The 20,592-nt window shown below is 70.6% G+C and carries 17 protein-coding genes and 1 tRNA gene; 1 reads left to right on the forward strand and 17 read right to left on the reverse strand.

Annotation, left to right across the window (positions count from 1 at the left end):
• Positions 1–44: 44 nt before the first annotated feature.
• From AB0950_RS35030 to AB0950_RS35110, 17 genes are all read right to left on the reverse strand, one after another.
• Entirely contained in the window at positions 45–482 is a 438-nt protein-coding gene (locus tag AB0950_RS35030) for a hypothetical protein (protein WP_366780224.1), read from the reverse strand.
• A 301-nt stretch (positions 483–783) separates the two neighbouring features.
• Positions 784–2,103 carry an MraY family glycosyltransferase gene (locus AB0950_RS35035; RefSeq protein ID WP_360155080.1) on the reverse strand — a complete coding sequence of 440 codons (1,320 nt, stop codon included), beginning with the start codon at positions 2,101–2,103 and terminating at the stop codon, positions 784–786.
• A 151-nt stretch (positions 2,104–2,254) separates the two neighbouring features.
• Positions 2,255–3,496 (reverse strand): serine hydroxymethyltransferase, encoded by a 1,242-nt coding sequence (gene glyA / locus AB0950_RS35040; RefSeq protein ID WP_360155077.1) that lies wholly within the window; start codon positions 3,494–3,496, stop codon positions 2,255–2,257.
• A gap of 84 nt (positions 3,497–3,580) precedes the next feature.
• Complete coding sequence (locus AB0950_RS35045; RefSeq protein WP_360155074.1) at positions 3,581–4,258, reverse strand: protein-tyrosine-phosphatase; 678 nt, start codon at positions 4,256–4,258, stop codon at positions 3,581–3,583.
• Positions 4,255–4,902, reverse strand: coding sequence for an L-threonylcarbamoyladenylate synthase (locus AB0950_RS35050; protein WP_360155071.1), 648 nt, complete (start codon positions 4,900–4,902; stop codon positions 4,255–4,257). The genes AB0950_RS35045 and AB0950_RS35050 overlap by 4 nt, the downstream gene beginning before the upstream one ends.
• 49 nt (positions 4,903–4,951) lie before the next feature.
• Entirely contained in the window at positions 4,952–5,797 is an 846-nt protein-coding gene (gene prmC, locus AB0950_RS35055) for a peptide chain release factor N(5)-glutamine methyltransferase (protein ID WP_360155068.1), read from the reverse strand.
• 43 nt (positions 5,798–5,840) lie between these two features.
• Positions 5,841–6,908 (reverse strand): peptide chain release factor 1, encoded by a 1,068-nt coding sequence (prfA, locus tag AB0950_RS35060; RefSeq protein WP_360155065.1) that lies wholly within the window; start codon positions 6,906–6,908, stop codon positions 5,841–5,843.
• A 106-nt stretch (positions 6,909–7,014) separates the two neighbouring features.
• The gene (rpmE, locus tag AB0950_RS35065; RefSeq protein WP_014675000.1) at positions 7,015–7,239 is read right to left on the reverse strand and encodes a 50S ribosomal protein L31; all 225 of its coding nucleotides are present in this window, start codon (positions 7,237–7,239) and stop codon (positions 7,015–7,017) included.
• A 149-nt stretch (positions 7,240–7,388) separates the two neighbouring features.
• Positions 7,389–8,525: an LCP family protein gene (locus AB0950_RS35070; protein WP_360155061.1), complete on the reverse strand. Its 1,137-nt coding sequence runs from the start codon at positions 8,523–8,525 to the stop codon at positions 7,389–7,391.
• A gap of 195 nt (positions 8,526–8,720) precedes the next feature.
• Positions 8,721–10,556: a trypsin-like serine protease gene (locus AB0950_RS35075; RefSeq protein ID WP_366780226.1), complete on the reverse strand. Its 1,836-nt coding sequence runs from the start codon at positions 10,554–10,556 to the stop codon at positions 8,721–8,723.
• Between the two features lie 134 nt (positions 10,557–10,690).
• A complete protein-coding gene (gene rho, locus AB0950_RS35080) occupies positions 10,691–12,670 on the reverse strand; it encodes a transcription termination factor Rho (protein WP_360574809.1) in 1,980 nt (659 codons plus the stop codon).
• Positions 12,671–13,074: 404 nt separating this feature from the next.
• The gene (gene thrB, locus AB0950_RS35085; RefSeq protein ID WP_360155052.1) at positions 13,075–13,992 is read right to left on the reverse strand and encodes a homoserine kinase; all 918 of its coding nucleotides are present in this window, start codon (positions 13,990–13,992) and stop codon (positions 13,075–13,077) included.
• 305 nt (positions 13,993–14,297) lie between these two features.
• Positions 14,298–15,356 carry a threonine synthase gene (gene thrC, locus AB0950_RS35090; protein WP_366780227.1) on the reverse strand — a complete coding sequence of 353 codons (1,059 nt, stop codon included), beginning with the start codon at positions 15,354–15,356 and terminating at the stop codon, positions 14,298–14,300.
• Positions 15,357–15,362: 6 nt separating this feature from the next.
• The gene (locus AB0950_RS35095; RefSeq protein ID WP_360155297.1) at positions 15,363–16,652 is read right to left on the reverse strand and encodes a homoserine dehydrogenase; all 1,290 of its coding nucleotides are present in this window, start codon (positions 16,650–16,652) and stop codon (positions 15,363–15,365) included.
• Between the two features lie 187 nt (positions 16,653–16,839).
• A complete protein-coding gene (gene lysA / locus AB0950_RS35100; RefSeq protein WP_360155046.1) occupies positions 16,840–18,231 on the reverse strand; it encodes a diaminopimelate decarboxylase in 1,392 nt (463 codons plus the stop codon).
• Positions 18,232–18,286: 55 nt separating this feature from the next.
• Entirely contained in the window at positions 18,287–19,375 is a 1,089-nt protein-coding gene (nrtL, locus tag AB0950_RS35105; RefSeq protein WP_366780228.1) for an ArgS-related anticodon-binding protein NrtL, read from the reverse strand.
• A gap of 154 nt (positions 19,376–19,529) precedes the next feature.
• Positions 19,530–20,081 (reverse strand): response regulator, encoded by a 552-nt coding sequence (locus AB0950_RS35110; RefSeq protein WP_366780229.1) that lies wholly within the window; start codon positions 20,079–20,081, stop codon positions 19,530–19,532.
• A 189-nt stretch (positions 20,082–20,270) separates the two neighbouring features.
• Between AB0950_RS35110 and AB0950_RS35115 the strand changes: the two genes are divergently transcribed.
• Positions 20,271–20,342: transfer RNA gene (locus tag AB0950_RS35115), tRNA-Arg, on the forward strand.
• The last annotated feature ends 250 nt before the right edge of the window (positions 20,343–20,592 follow it).

The raw sequence follows: 20,592 nt of genomic DNA on the forward strand, positions 1-20,592 counted from the left end.
ACGATAGCAGGAGATCTCACAAGCCTTTATCCCGCCCCTACTCCTCACGACGACGGCCCTGTCTTCTCGGGCTTCTCGCTCTTCTGGGAGTCCGGGTCGACGTAGAAGATCTTGGCCTTCATATGCGCGCGAGCCTGCGCGGCCATCCACACGACGGTCGCGACGACGAGCGACACAGCGAACGTCTTCGGGTTGAAGAGAGAGGTGTCCTTGAAAACAGCGACGAAGATCAGGAGAAGCAGCAGCTGCGCCACATAGAGCATCAGGCCCATCATCTGGAACAGCTGCGGGAGCGTTTTTGCCGTCCACTGGAGCACGTACAGGCCGATTCCCATGAACAGAATCGCCAGCAGCGTGCCGACGACCGCGCCGACCGCGCCCTTGCCCCCCGCGACCGCGGCGCTCACGGCGACGGCGATCACGCCGGCAGCCGCTGCGGGCACAGCGATCTGCGCAAGGTTCCGGACGTCATTGGACGGCATGGCGGCAACTCCGCTTTCACAGGGGGCAGGGTGTCGTCATGGACGAGCGTAGTCCCGGGCTGAGTGGTCGAGACCTCATACGGGCGGGCCGTCGCACTACGGTCCTTCGGTTCTCTCCGGGGTTCTCGTGAACCGTATCACAAACTATTTGATGAGGTCTTTACCCGTGACGTGTGCTTACTCTCACACATGAGAGTGACAGTGCGCGTCTGTGCAGGAACCCGGCCCACTTGTCTGGTAATGGGGGCTTTGTTCCCCCACGAGTTGGCAATGCTCTAGTCAGATTCTTACCTTGGGCGTCTCAGTCACGGTCAAGGAAACGCGAACGGGCGCCCAGCGCCGTCGCTCCGTTGACGCCCGAGACCCCGGCCGTGACCGGAGCCCGCCGAGCGGTCTCCTGCGTCTCGTGGTGCTCGGCGGACTCCATCGCCACAGCCGTCTCGGCCGCCCGGCGCCGCGGCCGGTAGCGCGGCGGCACGAACCGCTGGGCCCACACCGGCACCCGCGGCGTGAAGCGCGGAAGCAGCAGCAGGATCAGACCGACCGCGCTGAGGAAGACCACGCCGAGCACGATCCACATCGAGGCGGAGTTGACCGAGTATGCCAGCGCGCCGAAGGCGATCAGCGCCGACCAGAAGTACATGATCAGCACGGCCCGGCTGTGCGAGTGGCCGATCTCCAGCAGCCGGTGGTGCAGATGCCCGCGGTCTGCGGCGAACGGCGACTGGCCGCGCCAGGTGCGCCGGACGATGGCGAGGACCAGGTCGGCGGCGGGTACGGCGATGATCGTCAGCGGCAGCAGCAGCGGGATGTAGACCGGGACCGTCGCGTGCACCGCGGCCTTCTCGGAACCCACGTACAGGTTCAGCGCGTCCGGGTCGAGCTGACCGGTGATCGAGATCGCACCCGCCGCCAGCACCAGGCCGATCAGCATCGAGCCGGAGTCGCCCATGAAGATCCGCGCGGGATGCATGTTGTGCGGCAGGAAGCCCAGGCACATGCCCATCAGGATGGCCGCGAACAGGGTGCCGGGAGCGGCGGCCTCGATGCCGTACGAGTACCAGATCCGGTAGGCGTACAGGAAGAAGGCGGCGGCCGCGATGCACACCATGCCCGCCGCGAGGCCGTCCAGGCCGTCGACGAAGTTCACCGCGTTGATCGTGATGACGACGAGCGCCACGGTCAGCAGCGTGCCCTGCCACTGGGTGAGCGCCACGTTGCCGACGCCGGGGATGGGCAGCCACAGGATCGTCAGACCCTGCACGACCATGACGCCCGCGGCGATCATCTGGCCGCCCAGCTTGATCAGCGCGTCGATCTCGAACTTGTCGTCCAGGACGCCGATCAGCCAGATCAGGGCCGCGCCGGAGAGCAGGGCGCGCGGCTCGTTCGACTTCGCGAAGACCTCGTTGAGGTTGGTCAGGTGGTCCGCGACCAGCAGGCCCGCGCACAGGCCGAAGAACATGGCGATACCGCCGAGCCGCGGAGTGGGTTCCCGGTGCACGTCACGGGCCCGGATCTCCGGCATCGCCCCGGCCACGATCGCGAACTTGCGTACCGGCCCGGTCAGCAGGTACGTCACCGCGGCCGTGATGCAGAGCGTCAGCAGGTATTCACGCACGGGCTTCCCCACAGGTCTCGCTGGCCATCACAGCCCCACACCCTAGCGACGGTCGTATAAGGATGGGGACTTCCGGGTAGCCACGATGGTTGCACGAGTGGCTGTGGACCACGTCGCACACCGGGGTGTACGGGACATCGCCTACCCCCGTTCAGGCCGGATACGGCGGAAAAGCGGCTGTGAGTCCGCGCACCTCCTCCCGCGCCGCGGCCGGCTCGGTCTCGCCGCGCAGCACGGCCGCCGTCAGCGCGGCGATCCGCACCATCTCCGGCTCCCCCATGCCCTGCGTGGTCACCGCCGCCGTACCCAGGCGCAGGCCCCGGCCGTCGCCGTGCGGCAGCGCGCAGCAGTCCATGACCAGTCCGGCCGCCAGGAGCCGGCCGCGGGCGGTGCGGCCCTCCACGCCGAGCGGGGCCGGGTCGGCGGTGATCAGGTGGGTGTCGGTGCCGCCGGTGACCACGGTGAGGCCCTCCGCGGCCAGGTGACCGGCCAGCACGCGCGCGTTGGCGATCACCTGATGGGCGTACACGGCGAAGGCCGGTGTCGCCGCCTCGCCGAACGCGACGGCCTTCGCGGCGATCGTGTGCATCTGCGCACCGCCCTGGGTGAACGGGAACACGGCCCGGTCGACGCGCTCGGCCAGTTCGGGGGAACCGCACAGGATCATGCCGCCGCGCGGGCCGCGCAGCACCTTGTGGGTGGTCGCGCACACGAGGTCGGCGTACGGCACCGGGTTCGGCGCCGCGCCGCCCGCGACCAGCCCGATGGGGTGGGCGGCGTCGGCGATCAGATAGGCCCCGACCTCGTCGGCGACCTCCCGGAAGAAGGCGTAGTCGATGTGCCGGGGGTAGGCGATCGAGCCGCACACGATCGCCTTCGGCCGGTGGTTCCTGGCCAGATGGCGCACCTGGTCGTGATCGATGAGCCCGGTCTCCGCGTCCACGCCGTAGCCGACGAAGTCGAACCAGCGGCCGGAGAAGTTCGCGGGCGAGCCGTGCGTGAGGTGGCCGCCGTAGTGCAGGCCGAGGGCGAGGACGGTGTCGCCGGGGCGCAGCAGGGCGGCGTAGGCGGCCAGGACGGCCGAGGAGCCGGAGTGGGGCTGGACGTTGGCGTGGTCGGCGCCGAACAGTTCCTTGGCGCGGTCGATGGCGGCGCGCTCGGCGACGTCGGCGAGTTCGCAGCCGCCGTGGTGGCGGGCGCCGGGATAGCCCTCGGCGTACTTGTTGGCGAGCGGCGAGCCGAGGGCGGCGAGCACGGCCGGCGAGCAGAAGTTCTCGGCGGCGATCAGCTGCAGGGTGGTCGACTGCCGGTGCAGCTCGGCCATGAGGATCTCGGCCATCGCCGGGTCCTGTTTGCGCAGGACGTCGGTCTCGAGAGTAGGGGTGACCGACATGGCGGGCTCCCGGGCGGTCGGTGGTGACGTAGGTCCAATGTAGGCCTGCGATGTGCGCTATGCCCGGTATCTGCGCCTTCCGGCCTACGTCCGCGCCGGTACTCCGGTCAGCGCCGTCACCACCGGGTCCAGCGCCTCGCGTATCTCGTCGCCGATGGACCGGAAGAACGGCAGCGGCGCCCCGTAGGGGTCGTACACCTCGTCCGCCTCCGCCGTCGGGGCCAGGAGCCACCCGCGTAGAGCGGCGGCCGCGCGGACCAGGGCCCGCGCGCGCATGACCACGCCGTCCTCCAGCGGCGGGAGGGTGGCGGGGTCTATGGCGCGCACCAGGCGGGTGAACTCCTTCAGGGTGAAGGTGCGCAGGCCCGCCGAGTGCCCCATGGAGATGACCTGGGCGCGATGGTCGCGGGTGGCCGTCAGCACCAGGTCGGCCCTGATCACGTGCTCGTCCAGCAGCTCCCGGCCGAAGAACCCGGAGGCGTCCGCGCCGAACTCGGCCAGCACGGTCTCCGCGTTCGCCTCCATCGGGGCGCCCTCGTGGCCCCAGGTGCCCGCGCTCTCCACGATCAGCCCGCCGCCGAGCACGCCGAGCCGCTCCGCGACGAAATGGCGGGTCAGCCGCTCGGTGATGGGCGAGCGGCACACATTGCCGGTGCTGACGTGGAGGATGCGGAAGGTGTCGCGCGGAAAGCCGAACGTCGTCGTCTGTTCCGCCGCGCTTTCCCCGGTGCCTATGCCACGCCCCGCCTCAGGGGCCGTCAATTCGCCACCTCGAGGTCGGGTACGACCTTGCGCAGCTCCTCCGGCGAGATCGCGCCCTCGCGCAGCAGCAGCGGCACCCCGCGGGAGACGTCCACGATGGAGGAGGGCACGTTGCCCGGGGTGGGGCCGCCGTCGAGGTAGACGGAGACGGAGTCGCCGAGCATCTCCTGGGCGGCGTCGCAGTCCTCCGGCGCCGGGTGGCCGGTGAGGTTGGCGGAGGAGACGGCCATCGGGCCGACCTCGGTGAGCAGCTCGATGGCGACCGGGTGCAGCGGCATGCGGACGGCCACCGTGCCCCGGGTGTCGCCCAGGTCCCACTGCAGGGACGGCTGGTGCCTGGCGACGAGCGTGAGGGCGCCCGGCCAGAAGGCGTCGACCAGTTCCCAGGCCTGCTCGGAGAAGTCCGTGACGAGGCCGTGCAGCGTGTTCGGGGAGCCGATGAGGACGGGGGTGGGCATGGTGCGGCCCCGGCCCTTGGCGGCGAGCAGGTCGGCGACCGCTTCGGAGGAGAACGCGTCGGCGCCGATGCCGTACACCGTGTCGGTCGGCAGCACCACCAGTTCGCCCCGGCGGACGGCGGACGCGGCCTCGCGCAGACCCGTCGCGCGGTCGGTCGCGTCGTTGGTGTCGTATCGCCGTGCCATCTTCAGCGGGCCTCCTCGTACGCGTACTGCGGGAAATGTGTCTGCGGGGTCACGGCAGGGCCTTGCGGGCGGTGGCGAAGCGCGGCCGGTTGTTGAGGTCGGGGTGGTCGGCCGCGTCGGCCCAGCCCCGCTCCTCGGCGAAGATCCACGGCACCTGGCCGCCCTGGGTGTCCGCGTGCTCGATCACGACGACGCCGCCGGGGCGCAGGAGGCGGTGCGCGGTGCGTTCGATGCCCCGGATGAGGTCCAGGCCGTCCTCGCCGGAGAACAGGGCGAGCTCCGGGTCGTAGTCGCGGGCCTCGGGAGCGACGTACTCCCACTCGGTGAGCGGGATGTACGGCGGGTTGGAGATGACCAGGTCGACCTGCCCGTCGAGGTCCGGGAAGGCCGTCAGGCAGTCTCCCTGCCGCAGGTCGACCCTGGACCCGGCGACGTTCTTCCGCGTCCACACCAGGGCGTCCTCGGACAGCTCCACCGCGTGCACGCGGGAGCGCGGCACCTCCTGGGCGAGGGCGAGCGCGATGGCGCCGGAGCCGGTGCACAGGTCGACGATGCACGGCTCGACGACGTCCATGGCGCGCACGGCGTCTATGGCCCAGCCGACCACGGACTCGGTCTCCGGCCGGGGCACGAAGACGCCCGGCCCGACCTGGAGCTCCAGATACCGGAAGTAGGCCCGCCCGGTGATGTGCTGCAGCGGCTCGCGCTGCTCGCGCCGGGCGATGACCTCCCAGTACCGGGCGTCGAAGTCCGCGTCCTTCACGGAGTGCAGTTGGCTGCGCTTCACCCCGTGCACGAACGCGGCGAGCTCCTCCGCGTCGGTGCGCGGCGAGGGCACGCCGGCGTCGGCCAGCCGCTGGGTGGCCTGGGCCACCTCGGCGAGCAGCAGGTTCACGCGAGTCCTCCGTGTCGTGCTCGTACTGGTGCGGGTGCGCGTCCTACGCGGCCGCCAGCTTCGCCGCCGAGTCGGCGTCGACGCAGGCCTGGATGACCGCGTCGAGGTCGCCGTCCAGGACCTGGTCGAGGTTGTAGGCCTTGAAGCCGACGCGGTGGTCGGAGATGCGGTTCTCCGGGAAGTTGTAGGTGCGGATCTTCTCGGAGCGGTCGACCGTGCGGACCTGGCTGCGGCGGGCGTCGGCGGCCTCCCGCTCGGCCTCCTCCTGCGCGATGGCGAGCAGCCTGGAGCGCAGGATACGCAGCGCCTGCTCCTTGTTCTGCAGCTGGCTCTTCTCGTTCTGGCAGGAGGCGACGACGCCGGTCGGGATGTGCGTGATGCGGACCGCGGAGTCGGTGGTGTTCACGGACTGGCCGCCCGGCCCCGAGGACCGGTAGACGTCGATCCGCAGGTCGTTCGGGTTGATCTCCACGTCCACCTCCTCGGCTTCCGGGGTCACGAGGACGCCGGCGGCGGAGGTGTGGATACGGCCCTGCGACTCGGTCGCCGGCACGCGCTGCACGCGGTGCACACCGCCCTCGTACTTCAGCCGGGCCCACACGCCCTGGCCGGGCTCGATCTGCCCGCGGGCCTTCACCGCGACCTGGACGTCCTTGTATCCGCCCAGCTCGGACTCGGTGGCGTCGATGATCTCGGTCTTCCAGCCGACGCGCTCGGCGTAGCGCAGGTACATGCGCAGCAGGTCGCCGGCGAACAGCGCCGACTCGTCGCCGCCCGCGCCCGCCTTGATCTCGAGGATCACGTCCTTGTCGTCGCTGGGGTCGCGCGGGACCAGCAGCAGGCGGAGCTTCTCGGTCAGCTCCTCGCGCTGCTTCTCCAGGTCCTTGACCTCGGCGACGAAGTCGGGGTCGTCGGCCGCGAATTCGCGCGCGGTCTCGATGTCGTCGCCGGTCTGCTTCCAGGAGCGGTACGTGGCGACGATCGGGGTGAGCTCGGCGTAGCGCTTGTTCAGCTTGCGCGCGTGTGCCTGGTCGGCGTGGACCGACGGGTCGGCGAGCTTCTTCTCCAGATCGGCGTGCTCGGCGACGAGTTCGTCGACGGCCTCGAACATCTTGGGCTCCTGATACTGCGGGTGAAGGGCGGGCGGGCGACCAAAAACGCCGGTCCCGGGCACACCCCGGTGAGGGTGTGGCCGTGGACCGGCGAAATGGGGCTCGCTACTTCTTGGAGCCGGCGGCAGCCTTGCCGAAGCGGGCCTCGAAGCGGGCCACACGGCCACCGGTGTCGAGGATCTTCTGCTTGCCCGTGTAGAACGGGTGGCACTCGGAGCAGACCTCGGCCCGGATGGTGCCGGACTCGATGGTGCTGCGGGTGGTGAACGACGCGCCGCAGGTGCAGCTGACCTGCGTCTCGACGTACGCGGGGTGGATGTCGCGCTTCAAGGTGTCTCCTAGGTTTCGGGAGGGCGCCGGGTCGCCGCCGCGGGGCGCGGGGGCGTGAACCGGAGCCGACGTACCAGTCTGCCAGGACTGGTGCCATCCACCCAAACCGGGGGTGGCCGTCTTCTATTCCGGTGGGGGCCACGCGCCTCTCAGGGCGCGTTCACGACGCCCTTGGCTTCACCGGTGGCCGTGCCCGCCGTCGCCCTCTTCGGGATGGGCCGGTCGTTCTTCAGGGCGTCCCACACCAGCTGGGCCTTGGACTTCTGCATGATCACGCGGTTGGGGTCGGCCGGGTCGTACCGGACCGGTGTGGTGATCATGGTCATGTGCCGGGGGCCGATGCCCTTGAGGCCGTCGGCGAAGTCGATCAGGGAGTTGACCGAGCCGAGGTCGGAGTCGGTGGTGACGGCCTTGGTGGCGGTGTCGGCGAGGTCGTAGAGCTTCTTGGGGTTGCTGAAGACGCCGACGTGCTTGACCTGGGTGATCAGTGCCTTGACGAAGGCCTGCTGGAGCTGGATGCGGCCCAGGTCGGAGCCGTCGCCGACGCCGTGCCGGGTGCGGACCAGACCGAGGGCCTGCTGCCCGTTCAGGGTGTGGGTGCCGGCCTTGAGGTCCAGGTGGCTCTGCGGGTCGTCGATGGCCTTCGTCGTGGTGACCGGGACGCCGCCGAGGTCGTCGATGAGCTTCTGGAAGCCGGTGAAGTCGACTTCGAGGTAGTGGTCCATGCGGAGGCCGGTGAGGGACTCGACCGTCTTCACGGTGCAGGCCGCGCCGCCGGTGGAGTAGGCCTCGTTGAACATCGCGCCGGTCACGGCCGGGTGCGTGGCGCCCTTGGTGTCCGTGCAGGCCGGGCGGTCGATCAGGGTGTCGCGGGGGACGGAGACGACGGCGGCCTGCTTGTGGCCCCGGTAGACGTGGACGATCATCGCCGTGTCGGAGCGGGCGCTGCCGTCGTCGGTGCCGCCGCCGAGCTTCCTGTTGCCGCCGGAGCGGGTGTCCGAGCCGAGGACCAGGATGTTCTCGGAGCCGTTGTCGACCTTGGAGGGCCGGTCGTTGCCGAGGGCCTGGTTGATGTCGATGCTGCGGATGTTGCCGTTGAGCTTGAAGTACAGGTATCCGGCGCCCGTACCGCCCAGCACGACCACACCGGCGGCCGTCCACGCCGCGGCGTGCAGGGCCCGGCGGCCCTTGCTGCGGGGCCTGCGGCGGCGGCCCTTGCCCGGCTTGCCAGGGCCGGTGTCGCCCGGCTCGGTTATCGCGGGCTCCGGCGTGCTCTCGGCGGTCACATCGCTCCTAGGTCTCGTCGGTCGGTTACCCCCTGCTTTCAGGGTCAGGCGCGGCCGGTACCGCTCCATCGTCGCTCCGTATGGTCGGACGGAGAAACCCGGGACAGAGTTGCACAACGCAGAGTGCCCACCGCGTACGGCGATGGGCACTGTGCGTAACGGGTCACGCGTGGCGAGCCTTGCTCACCTGGGGTTTCAGCCCCAGATGTCGTACGCCTGGAATCCGGTACCGACCGAGATCCTTGTGGCAAAGATCTCGCTGGTCGCCTTGCCGGTGCCCGGGTACAGGTAGAGCGTGCCGCCGGAGGTGCGGGCCAGGAAGTCGGCCTTGCCGTCGCCGGTCACGTCGCCGACCGCGTCGAAGGCGTTGTAGCCGGTCCAGCCGCTGCGCACCTTGATCCGGCTGGAGAAGGCCTCGGAGCCGGACTTGCCGGTGCCCTTGTACAGGTACAGGTCGCCGGTGCTGGACTGGCGGGCGAGCAGGTCGGCCCTGCCGTCACCGGTGAAGTCGCCGTGGCCGCGCACGGAGTTGTACTGGTTCCAGCCGGTACGGACCGAGTAGCGGGTGCCGAAGGTGCCGTTGCCCTTGCCCGGGTAGATCCACATCGTGCCGCCGGAGTCGACGGACAGGACGTCGGGCAGGTAGTCGCCGGTGACGTCGCCCGGCGCGATGATCCGGGTGCGGGTCGTCCAGCCGGAGAAGATCTTCGTGTCGGTCCAGGAGCCGTCGGTGCGGGCGCTGTTGAGCACGAAATGCTCCCAGTACACGTCACCGGTGGAGCTGACCCGGTAGACCAGGTCCTGGAAGCCGTCCCGGTTGAGGTCGGTCTGGACGGCCAGGTTGACACCGCCCCAGTTGCCCCAGGAGGCGCGGGCGCCGAAGGAACTGCCGCCGGAGTCCTTCTCGTAGCCGGTCTTCGTGGAGGACTCCCGGACGAAGATGTCGGCCTTGCCGTCCGGCTTGTTGTTGAAAAGGCTCAGGTTCGTGTCGTCGATCTGGTGGTAGGCGGAGCCGACGTAGGCACCCGCCTTCGTGAAGACGCTGTAGTAGCCCTTCTCCACACAGTCCTTGATGCCCCAGGAGACCACGCCGATGATCCGGCCGCCCACCACGAGCGGGCCGCCCGAGTCGCCGTTGCAGGTGGCGGTGGTTGCGGTGTCACTCCCGCTCTGCGTGCCCGCGCAGACCATTTTCGCCGGGACGAAGGCCGTGTCGTAGGCGCCGGAGCAGGTGCTGTCGGACTGCAGGGTCAGCGTGGCCGTCCGCAGCGTCTGGGAGATGTCCTGGCTGGTGGAGCTGGTACGGCCCCAGCCGTAGACCTTGGCCTGGGTGCCGGCGGTGTACGAGGCGGTGTCGCCGGAGGCGACCATGCGGATCGGCGGGGCCTTGACCGGGACGGCCAGGGTGAGCATGGCGAGGTCGTCCGCGTTCCGCCCCTCCTCCCTGTCCACCGGGTCGTACCCCGGCTGCCACCACTGGCGCAGCACGCCCGTGGCCTGGCCGCCGTGCAGGTCGGTGGTGCCGGTGGAGTCCGTGGTGGGCAACTGGTCGGTACCGGTGACGACGGCACCGTGGGCCTTCCAGTCGTAGTCCGTGTTGTCGTGCCGGACGCAGTGCGCGGCGGTCAGGATCTTCGTCGGCGAGACGACCGAGCCACCGCAGAAGAAGCTCACGTCGTCACTGGTGTCGGTGGTGTTCCGGTCGTCGTAGTACCAGAGCTGGGCCATCCAGGGCGCCGAGGAGATGGTGGTCTCGCTGCCACCGACGATGCTCGGCGAGACGGCGCCGCTGCTGCTGGTGCCGGCCGACGTGTCGGCGTCGACGGCACCCGCGATCCGCTTCTCCAGGGTGGCCTGGGAGGGCTGGCTGATGACAGGGTCGGCGCTCGGCGCCGGCCGCGGGGTGGCCGCGCCCGCGGACGTCGTCAGCAGTGCGGCGGTGACGGCGGCGGCAGCGGCGGCCGCGCCGAGGGGCAGGGCAAGACGTATACGACGTCTGTGACGACCACTGCCGGGCAGGGACGTGCGCAAAAGGTTCCCCCAGGGAGAGCTGAGCAGGAAGGGGCGCGTGTTGCGTCCCGTACCTCTCAGCGCCGAAAGGCCGCCCCCCGTCACTCAGTGACGGGGGGCGGCCTCCATGCCCCTGGGTTCGCCCAGCGGAGCAGCTAGTCGCCGTTGCCCGGCGTCGGCGTCGTCTTCTGAATCTGCATCAGGAACTCGGCGTTCGACTTGGTCTGCTTCATCTTGTCGAGGAGCAGTTCGACCGCCTGCTGCTGGTCGAGGGCGTGCAGCACCCGGCGCAGCTTCCAGACGATGCCCAGCTCCTCGGCACCGAGCAGGATCTCTTCCTTACGGGTGCCGGACGCGTCCACGTCCACCGCCGGGAAGATGCGCTTGTCGGCGAGCTTGCGGTCGAGCTTGAGCTCGGCGTTGCCCGTGCCCTTGAACTCCTCGAAGATCACCTCGTCCATGCGGGATCCGGTGTCCACGAGCGCCGTGGCCAGGATGGTCAGCGAACCGCCGTCCTCGATGTTGCGCGCCGCGCCGAAGAACCGCTTCGGCGGGTACAGGGCGGTGGAGTCGACACCACCGGACAGGATGCGGCCGGACGCCGGCGCCGCCAGGTTGTAGGCGCGGCCCAGACGCGTGATGGAGTCGAGCAGCACGACCACGTCGTGGCCCAGCTCCACCAGGCGCTTGGCGCGCTCGATGGCGAGCTCGGCGACCGTGGTGTGGTCCTCGGCCGGGCGGTCGAAGGTCGAGGAGATGACCTCGCCCTTGACCGACCGCTGCATGTCGGTGACCTCTTCCGGACGCTCGTCGACGAGGACGACCATCAGGTGGCACTCGGGGTTGTTGTGGGTGATCGCGTTGGCGATCGCCTGCATGATCATGGTCTTGCCGGTCTTCGGCGGGGCCACGATCAGACCGCGCTGGCCCTTACCGATCGGCGAGACCAGGTCGATGATGCGGGTGGTGAGCACGCCCGGGTCCGTCTCCAGGCGGAGGCGGTCCTGCGGGTAGAGCGGGGTGAGCTTGTTGAACTCCGGGCGGCCGCGGCCGTGTTCGGGCGCCATGCCGTTCACGGAGTCGAGGCGGACCAGCGCGTTGAACTTCTCGCGGCGCTCGCCCTCCTTCGGCTGGCGGACCGCGCCGGTGACGTGGTCGCCCTTGCGCAGGCCGTTCTTGCGGACCTGGGCGAGGGAGACGTACACGTCGTTCGGGCCGGGCAGGTAGCCGGAGGTCCGGATGAAGGCGTAGTTGTCGAGGATGTCCAGGATGCCCGCGACGGGGATCAGGACGTCGTCCTCGGCGACCTGCGGCTCGGCGATGTCGTCGCGGCCGCGGCGGCCACGGCGGTCGCGGTAGCGGCCGCGACGGCCCCGGCGGCCGCCCTCGAAGTCGTCGTCGTCCTGCCGGCTGTCCTGACGGCCCTGCTGCTGGCCCTGCTGCTGACGCTGCTGGCCGCCGCCCTGCTGGTCGTCGCCCTTGTTGCGGCGGTCACGGTCACGGTCGCGGCCGCGCTCACGGCGGTCGCGGCGGCCACGGCCCTCGCCGTCACCGGCGTCGCCCTTCGCCTCGCCCTGCTGCTGCGGCTGCTGGGCGGGCGTCTCGGCCTTGGGCTCGGCCTTGGCCTCGGCGGCGACGGTCTCGGCGCCGCTCTGCGCGGGGCTGCCGGCGTCGGCGGTGGCACGACGGCGACGGCGCTCGGCCGGCTCGTCGGAGGCCGGCTGGCCGGGAATCTCGATCTGCTGCTGGGCCACGGCCTTCTCGGCGGGGGCCTCGGCCTTCTTCTCGCCGTCGACGGCGCCCTCACCCGTACGGGCCTTGGAGGTGGCGCGGCGCTTGGGCTTGGTCTCGGTGGCGGCCTCGGCCTTGGAAGCCGCTCCCCCAGCGGGGCTGCCCCCGCCTGCGGCCTGCGCCTCCTTGATGACCTCGATCAGCTGGCTCTTGCGCATCCGCGCGGTGCCCCTGATGCCGAGGCCCGAGGCGACCTGCTGCAGCTCGGCCAGCACCATGCCCTCGAGGCCGGTACCGCGGCGCCGCCGGGAGCCGGCACCGGTGGCAGGCGCGGAGGCGTCCGTGGCGGGCGCGGCAGCGGTCTCCTCGACACGTGCGCCCATCAGATCGGTGGTGTCGCTCACGAAGGGTCCTTCCCTGGAGCGGACGTCGGCCTGTCTGGCTCGGCGACCGGTTGTGCTGTCCGGCTACGGTTCTTGCTTTCCGCGAACCGTGCCGGGGCGGTGGTCCGCCAAAGCGGCGGAGGAAATGTGCGGTGATGGCGCTTCCGCGGATCGTGGCACCCAGTGTCACGTGGCGTGGTAGCACCGATTCCGGAGCGTGCCCGGCGACCCGCTCAGTGCCCGCATACGACGTACTGCCCAGGTACGGCGTACGGAACACGGAGTGGCGTGGGAGACTCCCGGAAGAATGTCTGTCCCGAACTGGGACACGAGGCACCTCGCCATGGTGGGGTCGGGTGCAGACTTGAGGTTAACACTACCGGATCCAACAAACATTCCCCCTCTCCAAATCCGGCAACCGTGTGTCAGGTCGCAAGCGGCAGCACGCTCGCTCCCTGGACGTCGAGGTCCAGCCGGTTCGCGGCCCAGCCCTCACCCGCGAGGTGGGCGACCTTGTCGGCGCTGCCGGCGTCGGCCAGCGCCATGACGGTGGGGCCGGCGCCGGAGATCACGGCGGGGATGCCGTCGGCCCGCAGCCGCTCCACCAGCGCGGCGCTCTCCGGCATGGCCGGGGCGCGGTACTCCTGGTGGAGGCGGTCCTCGGTGGCGGGCAGCAGCAGCTCGGGGCGCCGGGTGAGGGCCTCGACGAGCAGGGCGGCACGGCCCGCGTTGACGGCGGCGTCGACGTGCGGCACGGTGCGGGGCAGCAGGCCGCGGGCGGTCTCGGTCAGGACCGGCTTTCCGGGCACGAAAACCACCGGAACGATGGAATCGCTGGGCTCCAGCCTGATCGCGCGGGCGGCCCCGGCCTCCATCCAGGCGATCGTGAAACCGCCGAGCAGGCACGGGGCCACGTTGTCGGGGTGGCCCTCGATCTCGGTGGCCAGGGCCAGCAGGGCCGCGTCGTCCAGACGGGCCTCGCCGCCTATGGTCACGGCGCGGGCGGCGACGATGCCGGCGCAGATGGCGGCGGAGGACGAGCCGAGGCCGCGGCCGTGCGGGATGCGGTTGGCGCAGACGATCTCCAGGCCGCGGGGCTGTCCGCCCAGCAGGTCGAAGGCGGTGCGCAGGGAGCGGACGAGCAGGTGGGACTCGTCACGCGGGAGGGTCTCGCTGCCCTCTCCCGCGATGTCGATGTGCAGCCCGGAGTCGGCCACCCGGACGACGACGTCGTCGTAGAGCCCCAGCGCGAGGCCGAGGGCGTCGAAGCCCGGGCCGAGATTGGCGCTGGTGGCGGGAACGCGCACCCGGACGGCGGCGGCGCGGAACGCTGGACCGGCCATCGCTCGTTGACTCTCCTTGAGCTGCGTGACTGTCGAAGACATTCGATGACGTACGGGGAGACCCTCGGGCCGCGCAGAAGGCGCGGCGCTGCCCCGATGCGAGGGCATATGCAACGGGCGGGTTCGGTACAGCCTATCGAAGGAAGGTTCTGTGGCGACATAGGGCGCACAGGAGGCGCACGATGCGTGTCGCAAGCCCCCTGTGCCCCCTGTCAGGGAAAACCCCGGTACGAGACCTGTGCGTGAAGCGGCGCGGGCCGCTCGGGCGACGCTCGGCCGGGGCCGGAGCGTCGCTCGAGCGATGCTCAGCCGAGGCCGAGGCGCTCGGCCGCGGCGGCCGCGTCGACGGGGACGGTGACCGGCTGCGGGGCGCCGGCGACGGCCCAGTCGGGGTCCTTCAGACCGTTGCCGGTGACCGTGCACACGATCGTCTGGCCCGGGTCGACCCTGCCCTGCTCGGCGGCCTTCAGCAGACCGGCCACCGAGGCGGCGGAGGCGGGCTCCACGAACACGCCCTCCTGCGCGGCCAACAGGCGGTAGGCGCGCAGGATTTCACGGTCCGTCACCTCGTCGATGGCGCCGCCCGACTCGTCGCGCGCGGCGAGGGCGAACTGCCAGGAGGCGGGGTTGCCGATGCGGATCGCGGTGGCGATGGTCGAGGGGTCCTTGACCACCTCGCCGCGCACGATCGGCGCGCTGCCGGAGGCCTGGAAGCCCCACATGCGCGGGGTCTTCGTGGCGATGTCGTCGGCGGCGTACTCCTTGTAGCCCTTCCAGTAGGCGGTGATGTTGCCCGCGTTGCCCACCGGGAGGACGTGGATGTCCGGCGCCTCACCGAGCATGTCCACGATCTCGAACGCAGCCGTCTTCTGGCCCTCGATACGCACCGGGTTGACCGAATTGACCAGCGCCACCGGGTAGTTCTCGCTCAGCGAGCGGGCCAGCGTGAGGCAGTCGTCGAAGTTGCCGTCGACCTGGAGGATCTTCGCGCCGTGCACGAGGGCCTGGCCCATCTTGCCGAGCGCGATCTTGCCCTGCGGGACGAGAACGGCCGAGACCATGCCGGCCCGCACGGCGTAAGCGGCGGCGGAGGCCGACGTATTGCCGGTGGAGGCGCAGATCACAGCCTTCGCCCCCTCCTCCTTGGCCTTGGAGATGGCCATGGTCATGCCCCGGTCCTTGAAGGAGCCGGTGGGGTTGGCGCCCTCCACCTTCAGGTGGACCTCGCAGCCCGTGCGCTCGGAGAGCACCTGCGCGGGCACGAGGGGCGTGCCGCCCTCGCGGAGCGTCACGACCGGCGTGGTGTCGGATACCGGCAACCGGTCCCGGTACTCCTCGATGATTCCGCGCCACTGGTGGGTCATTGCTGGTTACTCTCCTTCAACCCGCATGATGCTGGCGACACCCCGCACGGTGTCGAGCTTGCGCAGCGCCTCGACGGTCCCGTTCAGGGCGGCGTCGGACGCGCGGTGGGTGACGACGACGAGGGAGGCCTCGCCGTCCTTGCCCTGCTGGCGCACCGTATCGATCGACACCCCGTGCTCCGCGAACACCGTCGCGACCTGGGCGAGAACACCCGGTTTGTCCGCGACGTCGAGGCTGATGTGGTAGCGCGTGACGACCTCGCCCATGGATGAGACGGGCAGGGCGGCGTACGCCGACTCACCGGGCCCCGTTGCGCCGTTGAGCCGGTTGCGGCAGACGGCGACCAGGTCGCCGAGCACGGCGGAGGCGGTCGGCGAACCGCCGGCGCCGGGGCCGTAGAACATGAGCTGCCCGGCCGCGTCGGACTCCACGAAGACGGCGTTGTAGGCGCCGCGCACGGAGGCGAGCGGGTGGGTCAGCGGAATCATCGCGGGATGCACGCGCGCGGTGACGGAGCCGCCGTCCGCCGCCCGCTCGCAGATGGCGAGCAGCTTGATGGTGCAGCCCATCTCCTTCGCCGAGCGGAAGTCGGCGGCGGTGACCTCGGTCATCCCCTCGCGGTAGACGTCGTCGAGGCGCACGCGCGTGTGGAAGGCGATCCCGGCGAGGATGGCGGCCTTGGCGGCGGCGTCGAACCCTTCGACGTCGGCGGTCGGGTCGGCCTCGGCGTACCCGAGGGCGGTGGCCTCGTCGAGCGCCTCCTGGTACCCGGCGCCGGTGGAGTCCATCTTGTCGAGGATGAAGTTGGTCGTGCCGTTGACGATGCCCATCACCCGGTTGATCTTGTCGCCGGCGAGGGACTCGCGCAGCGGGCGGATCAGCGGGATGGCGCCGGCGACGGCGGCCTCGTAGTAGAGGTCCTTGCCGTGCTCCTCCGCCGCCGCGTGCAGGGCGGCCCCGTCCTGGGCGAGCAGGGCCTTGTTGGCGGAGACGACGGACGCGCCGTACTCGAAGGCGGTGGTGATGAGGGTCCGCGCGGGCTCGATGCCGCCGATCACCTCGACCACCACGTCGATGTCGCCGCGTTTGACGAGGGCGGTGGCGTCGGTGGTGACGAGGGCCGGGTCGATGCCCTCGCGGACCTTGGACGGCCGCCGTACCGCGACCCCCGCGAGCTCCACGGGGGCTCCGATCCTGGCCGCGAGGTCGTCGGCGTGCGTCGTCATGATGCGCGCCACCTCTGAGCCGACAACCCCACAGCCCAGCAGCGCCACCTTCAGCGGACGCGTACGCATCATCCGACCTCGTTTCCTCATACCGTCTACGGTTGGACCAGTCTCACTCACCGGACGGAAGTTTCTCCCCTTCGTCCGGATCCTGAGACTCGTATTTCACTTGTGCGGGCCCGGAAGACCGGAGATCTTCCAGCCCCCTTCGCCCTGCGCCAGCCGCCGTCTCCCGGCGCCGCTGCTCTGGTCGTCCTCATCCGACGTCGAGACGCAGGAGGTCCTCCTCCGTCTCGCGCCGGACGATCACCCGGGACTCGCCGTCCTTCACGGCGACGACCGGCGGCCGCAGCACATGGTTGTAGTTGCTGGCCATGGACCGGCAGTACGCGCCCGTCGCCGGTACGGCGATCAGGTCGCCCGGCGCCAGGTCCGCGGGCAGGAACGCGTCCCTGACCACGATGTCCCCGCTCTCGCAGTGCTTGCCGACCACACGGGCCAGCATCGGCTCGGCGCTGGAGGAGCGGGAGACGAGGGCGACGCTGTACTCGGCGTCGTACAGCGCCGTCCGGATGTTGTCGGACATGCCGCCGTCGACGGACACGTACGTCCGCAGCCCCGCCAGCGGCTTGACGGTGCCGACCTCGTAGAGCGTGAAGGCGGTCGGCCCGACGATGGCGCGCCCCGGCTCGACGGAGATGCGGGGCGTGCGCAGCCTGGCGGCGTCGCACTCGCGGCTGACGATCTCGGTCAGCGCCTTGGCGATCTCGTGCGGCTCACGCGGATCGTCGTCGCTGGTGTAGGCGATGCCGAGCCCGCCGCCGAGGTCGATCTCGGGCAGCTCGACCCCGTGCTCGTCGCGGATGTCCTTCAGCAGCCCGACGACCCGGTGCGCGGCGACCTCGAACCCGGACATGTCGAAGATCTGCGACCCGATGTGGCTGTGGATGCCGATCAGCTCCAGCCCGTCGAGCTGCAGCGCCCGCCGCACGGCCTCGGCGGCCTGCCCCCCGGCCAGCGGGATCCCGAACTTCTGGTCCTCGTGCGCGGTGGCGATGAACTCGTGCGTATGAGCCTCCACCCCGACGGTGATCCGGATCTGGACCTTCTGCCGCTTGCCCAGGGACTGCGCGATGTGGGCGACCCGCACGATCTCCTGGAAGGAGTCGAGCACGATCCGCCCGACACCGGCCTCGACGGCGCGCCGGATCTCCTCCGAGGACTTGTTGTTGCCGTGGAACGCGATCCGCTCGGCCGGCATGCCCGCGGACAGGGCGGTGGCCAGCTCGCCCCCCGAGCACACGTCGAGGTTGAGCCCCTCCTCATCGAGCCACCGCACGACGGCACGGGACAGGAACGCCTTCCCGGCGTAGAACACGTCGGCCTCGGCCCCGAACGCGGTACGCCACGCACGCGCGCGTGCCCGGAAGTCGGCCTCGTCGAGGATGTACGCGGGCGTGCCGTGGCGCTCGGCGAGGGTCTTCACATCGACGCCGCCGACGGTGACGACCCCGTCGGCGTCACGCCCCACGGTCTGGGCCCACACCTTGTGGTCCAGCGCGTTGAGGTCGGCCGGCGGCGCGGTGTAGTGCCCCTCGGGCAGGACGTCGGCGTGGCGGGGCCCGGCGGGGTGGGCGGAACGGCTCATGACGGTGGCTCTCAGACTCTCTGTCTCTCTCCGGGGCGCATCTGCTCTCGGGCCCTCAGAGATGTTCGGGTGCGTCGATGCCGAGCAGGGACAGGCCGCCGGCCAGCACCGTCCCGGCGGCTTCGGCAAGCGCGAGCCGGGCGCGGTGGGCGGCCGAGGGTTTCTCCTCACCACGGGGAAGCACACAGGGCAGGAAGGGCAACGCGGCATCGGCAACGTCGACGAGATGCCGCGCAAGCCGGTCCGGGGCACGGTGGGTGGCGGCCGCGGTGAGGATGCGGGGGTGGTTGGTCAGGGGAGGGAGGAGGGGGTGGGGGGTGTGGGGGTGGATGGTGCGGGGGGTGGCCATGACGGCGTGGACCGGCTCGGTGGGGGTGGGGCCTCGGTCGAGCGGCTCGGCGCGGAGCGGGCCGCGGTCGAGCTGCTGCTCCGCGTGAAGGGGGCCGGGCTCGGCGGTGAAGCCCAGGCGGGCGGCGTTACGGCTGAGGGACCGGATGCGGGCATGGGCGTACCGCACCCGGAACAGCGGATTGCTCTCCCGCTGGACGAGGTGGTCGGCGGTGATCCGGGGCCGGTCGTGCGGGGCGGGATGGAGCAGGGCCCACCGGGAGGCGTCGGGACCGAGCGGGGCGGGGTCCTCCGGAGCCGGCACGGGCCGCAGATTGACGGGCTCACCGTGCTCGACGGTGGCCCGCCCGCCCTGCGTGGCGACGATCCGTACGACGGCGTCGGCGACGACCTCGGCCCGGACCTCGTACGGCACGCGGAGCACGACGACCTGCCCGGCGAGGGCGTCGCCGTACCCGTACGCGGCACCACGGTCCCGGATCTCCCGGACGAGCCCGGTGACGAGATCGGCCGCCGACTCGAGGCTGATGTTGAGGAACCCGGGCCCGGTCACGACGACGTCGCGGATGCCGTCGGCGCCGGCAATCCGGGGCAGCAGAATCTCGGCAACCCGCAAGGGCGGCTGCCCGGCCGGCCGAGCGAGCTGCAGCGCGACGTTCGTGGCGAAGTCCCCGCACCCCCCGGGCCCGGGCTCGGTCACCACGACCCGCTCGGGCACGGTCACACTGAGCTCCCCGTCCTCGACAGCACAACGCACCGCGTGCAGCACGGTGCGGGACAGCTCGACGGGGGTCACGGGACAAGCGTAGGGGAGGGAGGGGGTGGGTAGGCGAGGCGGTTCTCACTGTGGGACGGCGGTGGTGCTGGCGGGTAGGTGTGGGGCTGGCGACCCCGGGGTGGGCCGATCGCGGCCGACCTGCGCCCAGTGGGCCCAACACGACCCACAAACCTCAACCGCCGGAGGAAACACCCCCCGGAACCCGTTGACCTCCCCCTAGGCCGCCCTGTCCCCCTTCTCCATCCCCATCTCCACCCCCATCACCATCTTCCTCCCCACCGCCACGATGCCCTCCCTTTCCCCCATGCCCTTCTCCCCCGTCCCCGTCTCCACCGGCTCCGTCACCGCCCCCACGCTCGATGAGCTGCTTGACGAGCCGGACGAGCTCGGCGGGTTCGAAGGGCTTGGCAAGGAAGGCGTCCACCCCGACGTCGAGACCGGTGTCGACTTCGTACTGCGTGCACGCGCTGATGATGGCGAGGGGCAGATGATGCGTACGGGGATCGGCACGGAGCCGGGCGGCGGTCCGCAGGCCGTCCAGCCGGGGCATGACGACATCGAGCGTCACGACGTCGGGCCGCACCTGGTGGACCACATCCAGACACTCGGCACCGTCGGCGGCGGTCACGACCTCGAGACCTTCGAGCTCGAGGTTGACCCTGATCAGCTGCCGGATGACCTTGTTGTCGTCCACAACAAGCACCCGGCCCGAAGCGCCTGGCACAAGTCGAGAGTAGGTCCGGACCGGCCACCGCGTCCGGGTTTTCCCCACTTCCACCCCGTACAGGGGACCCACTCCGCCACAGAGTGGACCCGCCCCACCCGGCACCCCGGGAAACGGATTCCTGATCACCCCGCCGGACCTGCTAGTGTTCTGTCCGTCGCCGCGAGCAAGAAGCTCCGCAGCCGACACGCCCCCGTAGCTCAGGGGATAGAGCAACGGCCTCCGGAGCCGTGTGCGCAGGTTCGAATCCTGCCGGGGGCACTCGCCGAGGATCAGCAAAAATAGAGCGCTGACAGCGCTGACCAGGGCGGATGCCGAGGGAAGAGGGCGGGAGTCAGTCTCACTGACTCCCGCCCTCTCTTGTTGTCTCTCAGTAGTCGCGACACACCTCCGACACACGGCACCCCCACCGACAGGCGGGCCGCAGCCAACAGTCCGTCTCACCCCTGCCCGCGGGAGCAACTTCAGCCAGCAGCGCCGTAGAGTTCACCCCTAACGACTGACTGTAGGG

This window comes from Streptomyces sp. NPDC007189 (genome assembly GCF_040703635.1).
In the GTDB taxonomy this organism is placed as follows: domain Bacteria; phylum Actinomycetota; class Actinomycetes; order Streptomycetales; family Streptomycetaceae; genus Streptomyces.

What these genes read in the sequence shown, in the direction of transcription:
- AB0950_RS35030 (WP_366780224.1), bottom strand. Translation starts at nt 482, where the DNA reads ATGCCGTCCAATGACGTCCGGAACCTTGCGCAGATCGCTGTGCCCGCA.
- glyA (WP_360155077.1), bottom strand. Translation starts at nt 3,496, where the DNA reads ATGTCGGTCACCCCTACTCTCGAGACCGACGTCCTGCGCAAACAGGAC.
- AB0950_RS35050 (WP_360155071.1), bottom strand. Translation starts at nt 4,902, where the DNA reads ATGGCACGGCGATACGACACCAACGACGCGACCGACCGCGCGACGGGT.
- prfA (WP_360155065.1), bottom strand. Translation starts at nt 6,908, where the DNA reads ATGTTCGAGGCCGTCGACGAACTCGTCGCCGAGCACGCCGATCTGGAG.
- thrB (WP_360155052.1), bottom strand. Translation starts at nt 13,992, where the DNA reads ATGGCCGGTCCAGCGTTCCGCGCCGCCGCCGTCCGGGTGCGCGTTCCC.
- thrC (WP_366780227.1), bottom strand. Translation starts at nt 15,356, where the DNA reads ATGACCCACCAGTGGCGCGGAATCATCGAGGAGTACCGGGACCGGTTG.
- AB0950_RS35095 (WP_360155297.1), bottom strand. Translation starts at nt 16,652, where the DNA reads ATGCGTACGCGTCCGCTGAAGGTGGCGCTGCTGGGCTGTGGGGTTGTC.
- lysA (WP_360155046.1), bottom strand. Translation starts at nt 18,231, where the DNA reads ATGAGCCGTTCCGCCCACCCCGCCGGGCCCCGCCACGCCGACGTCCTG.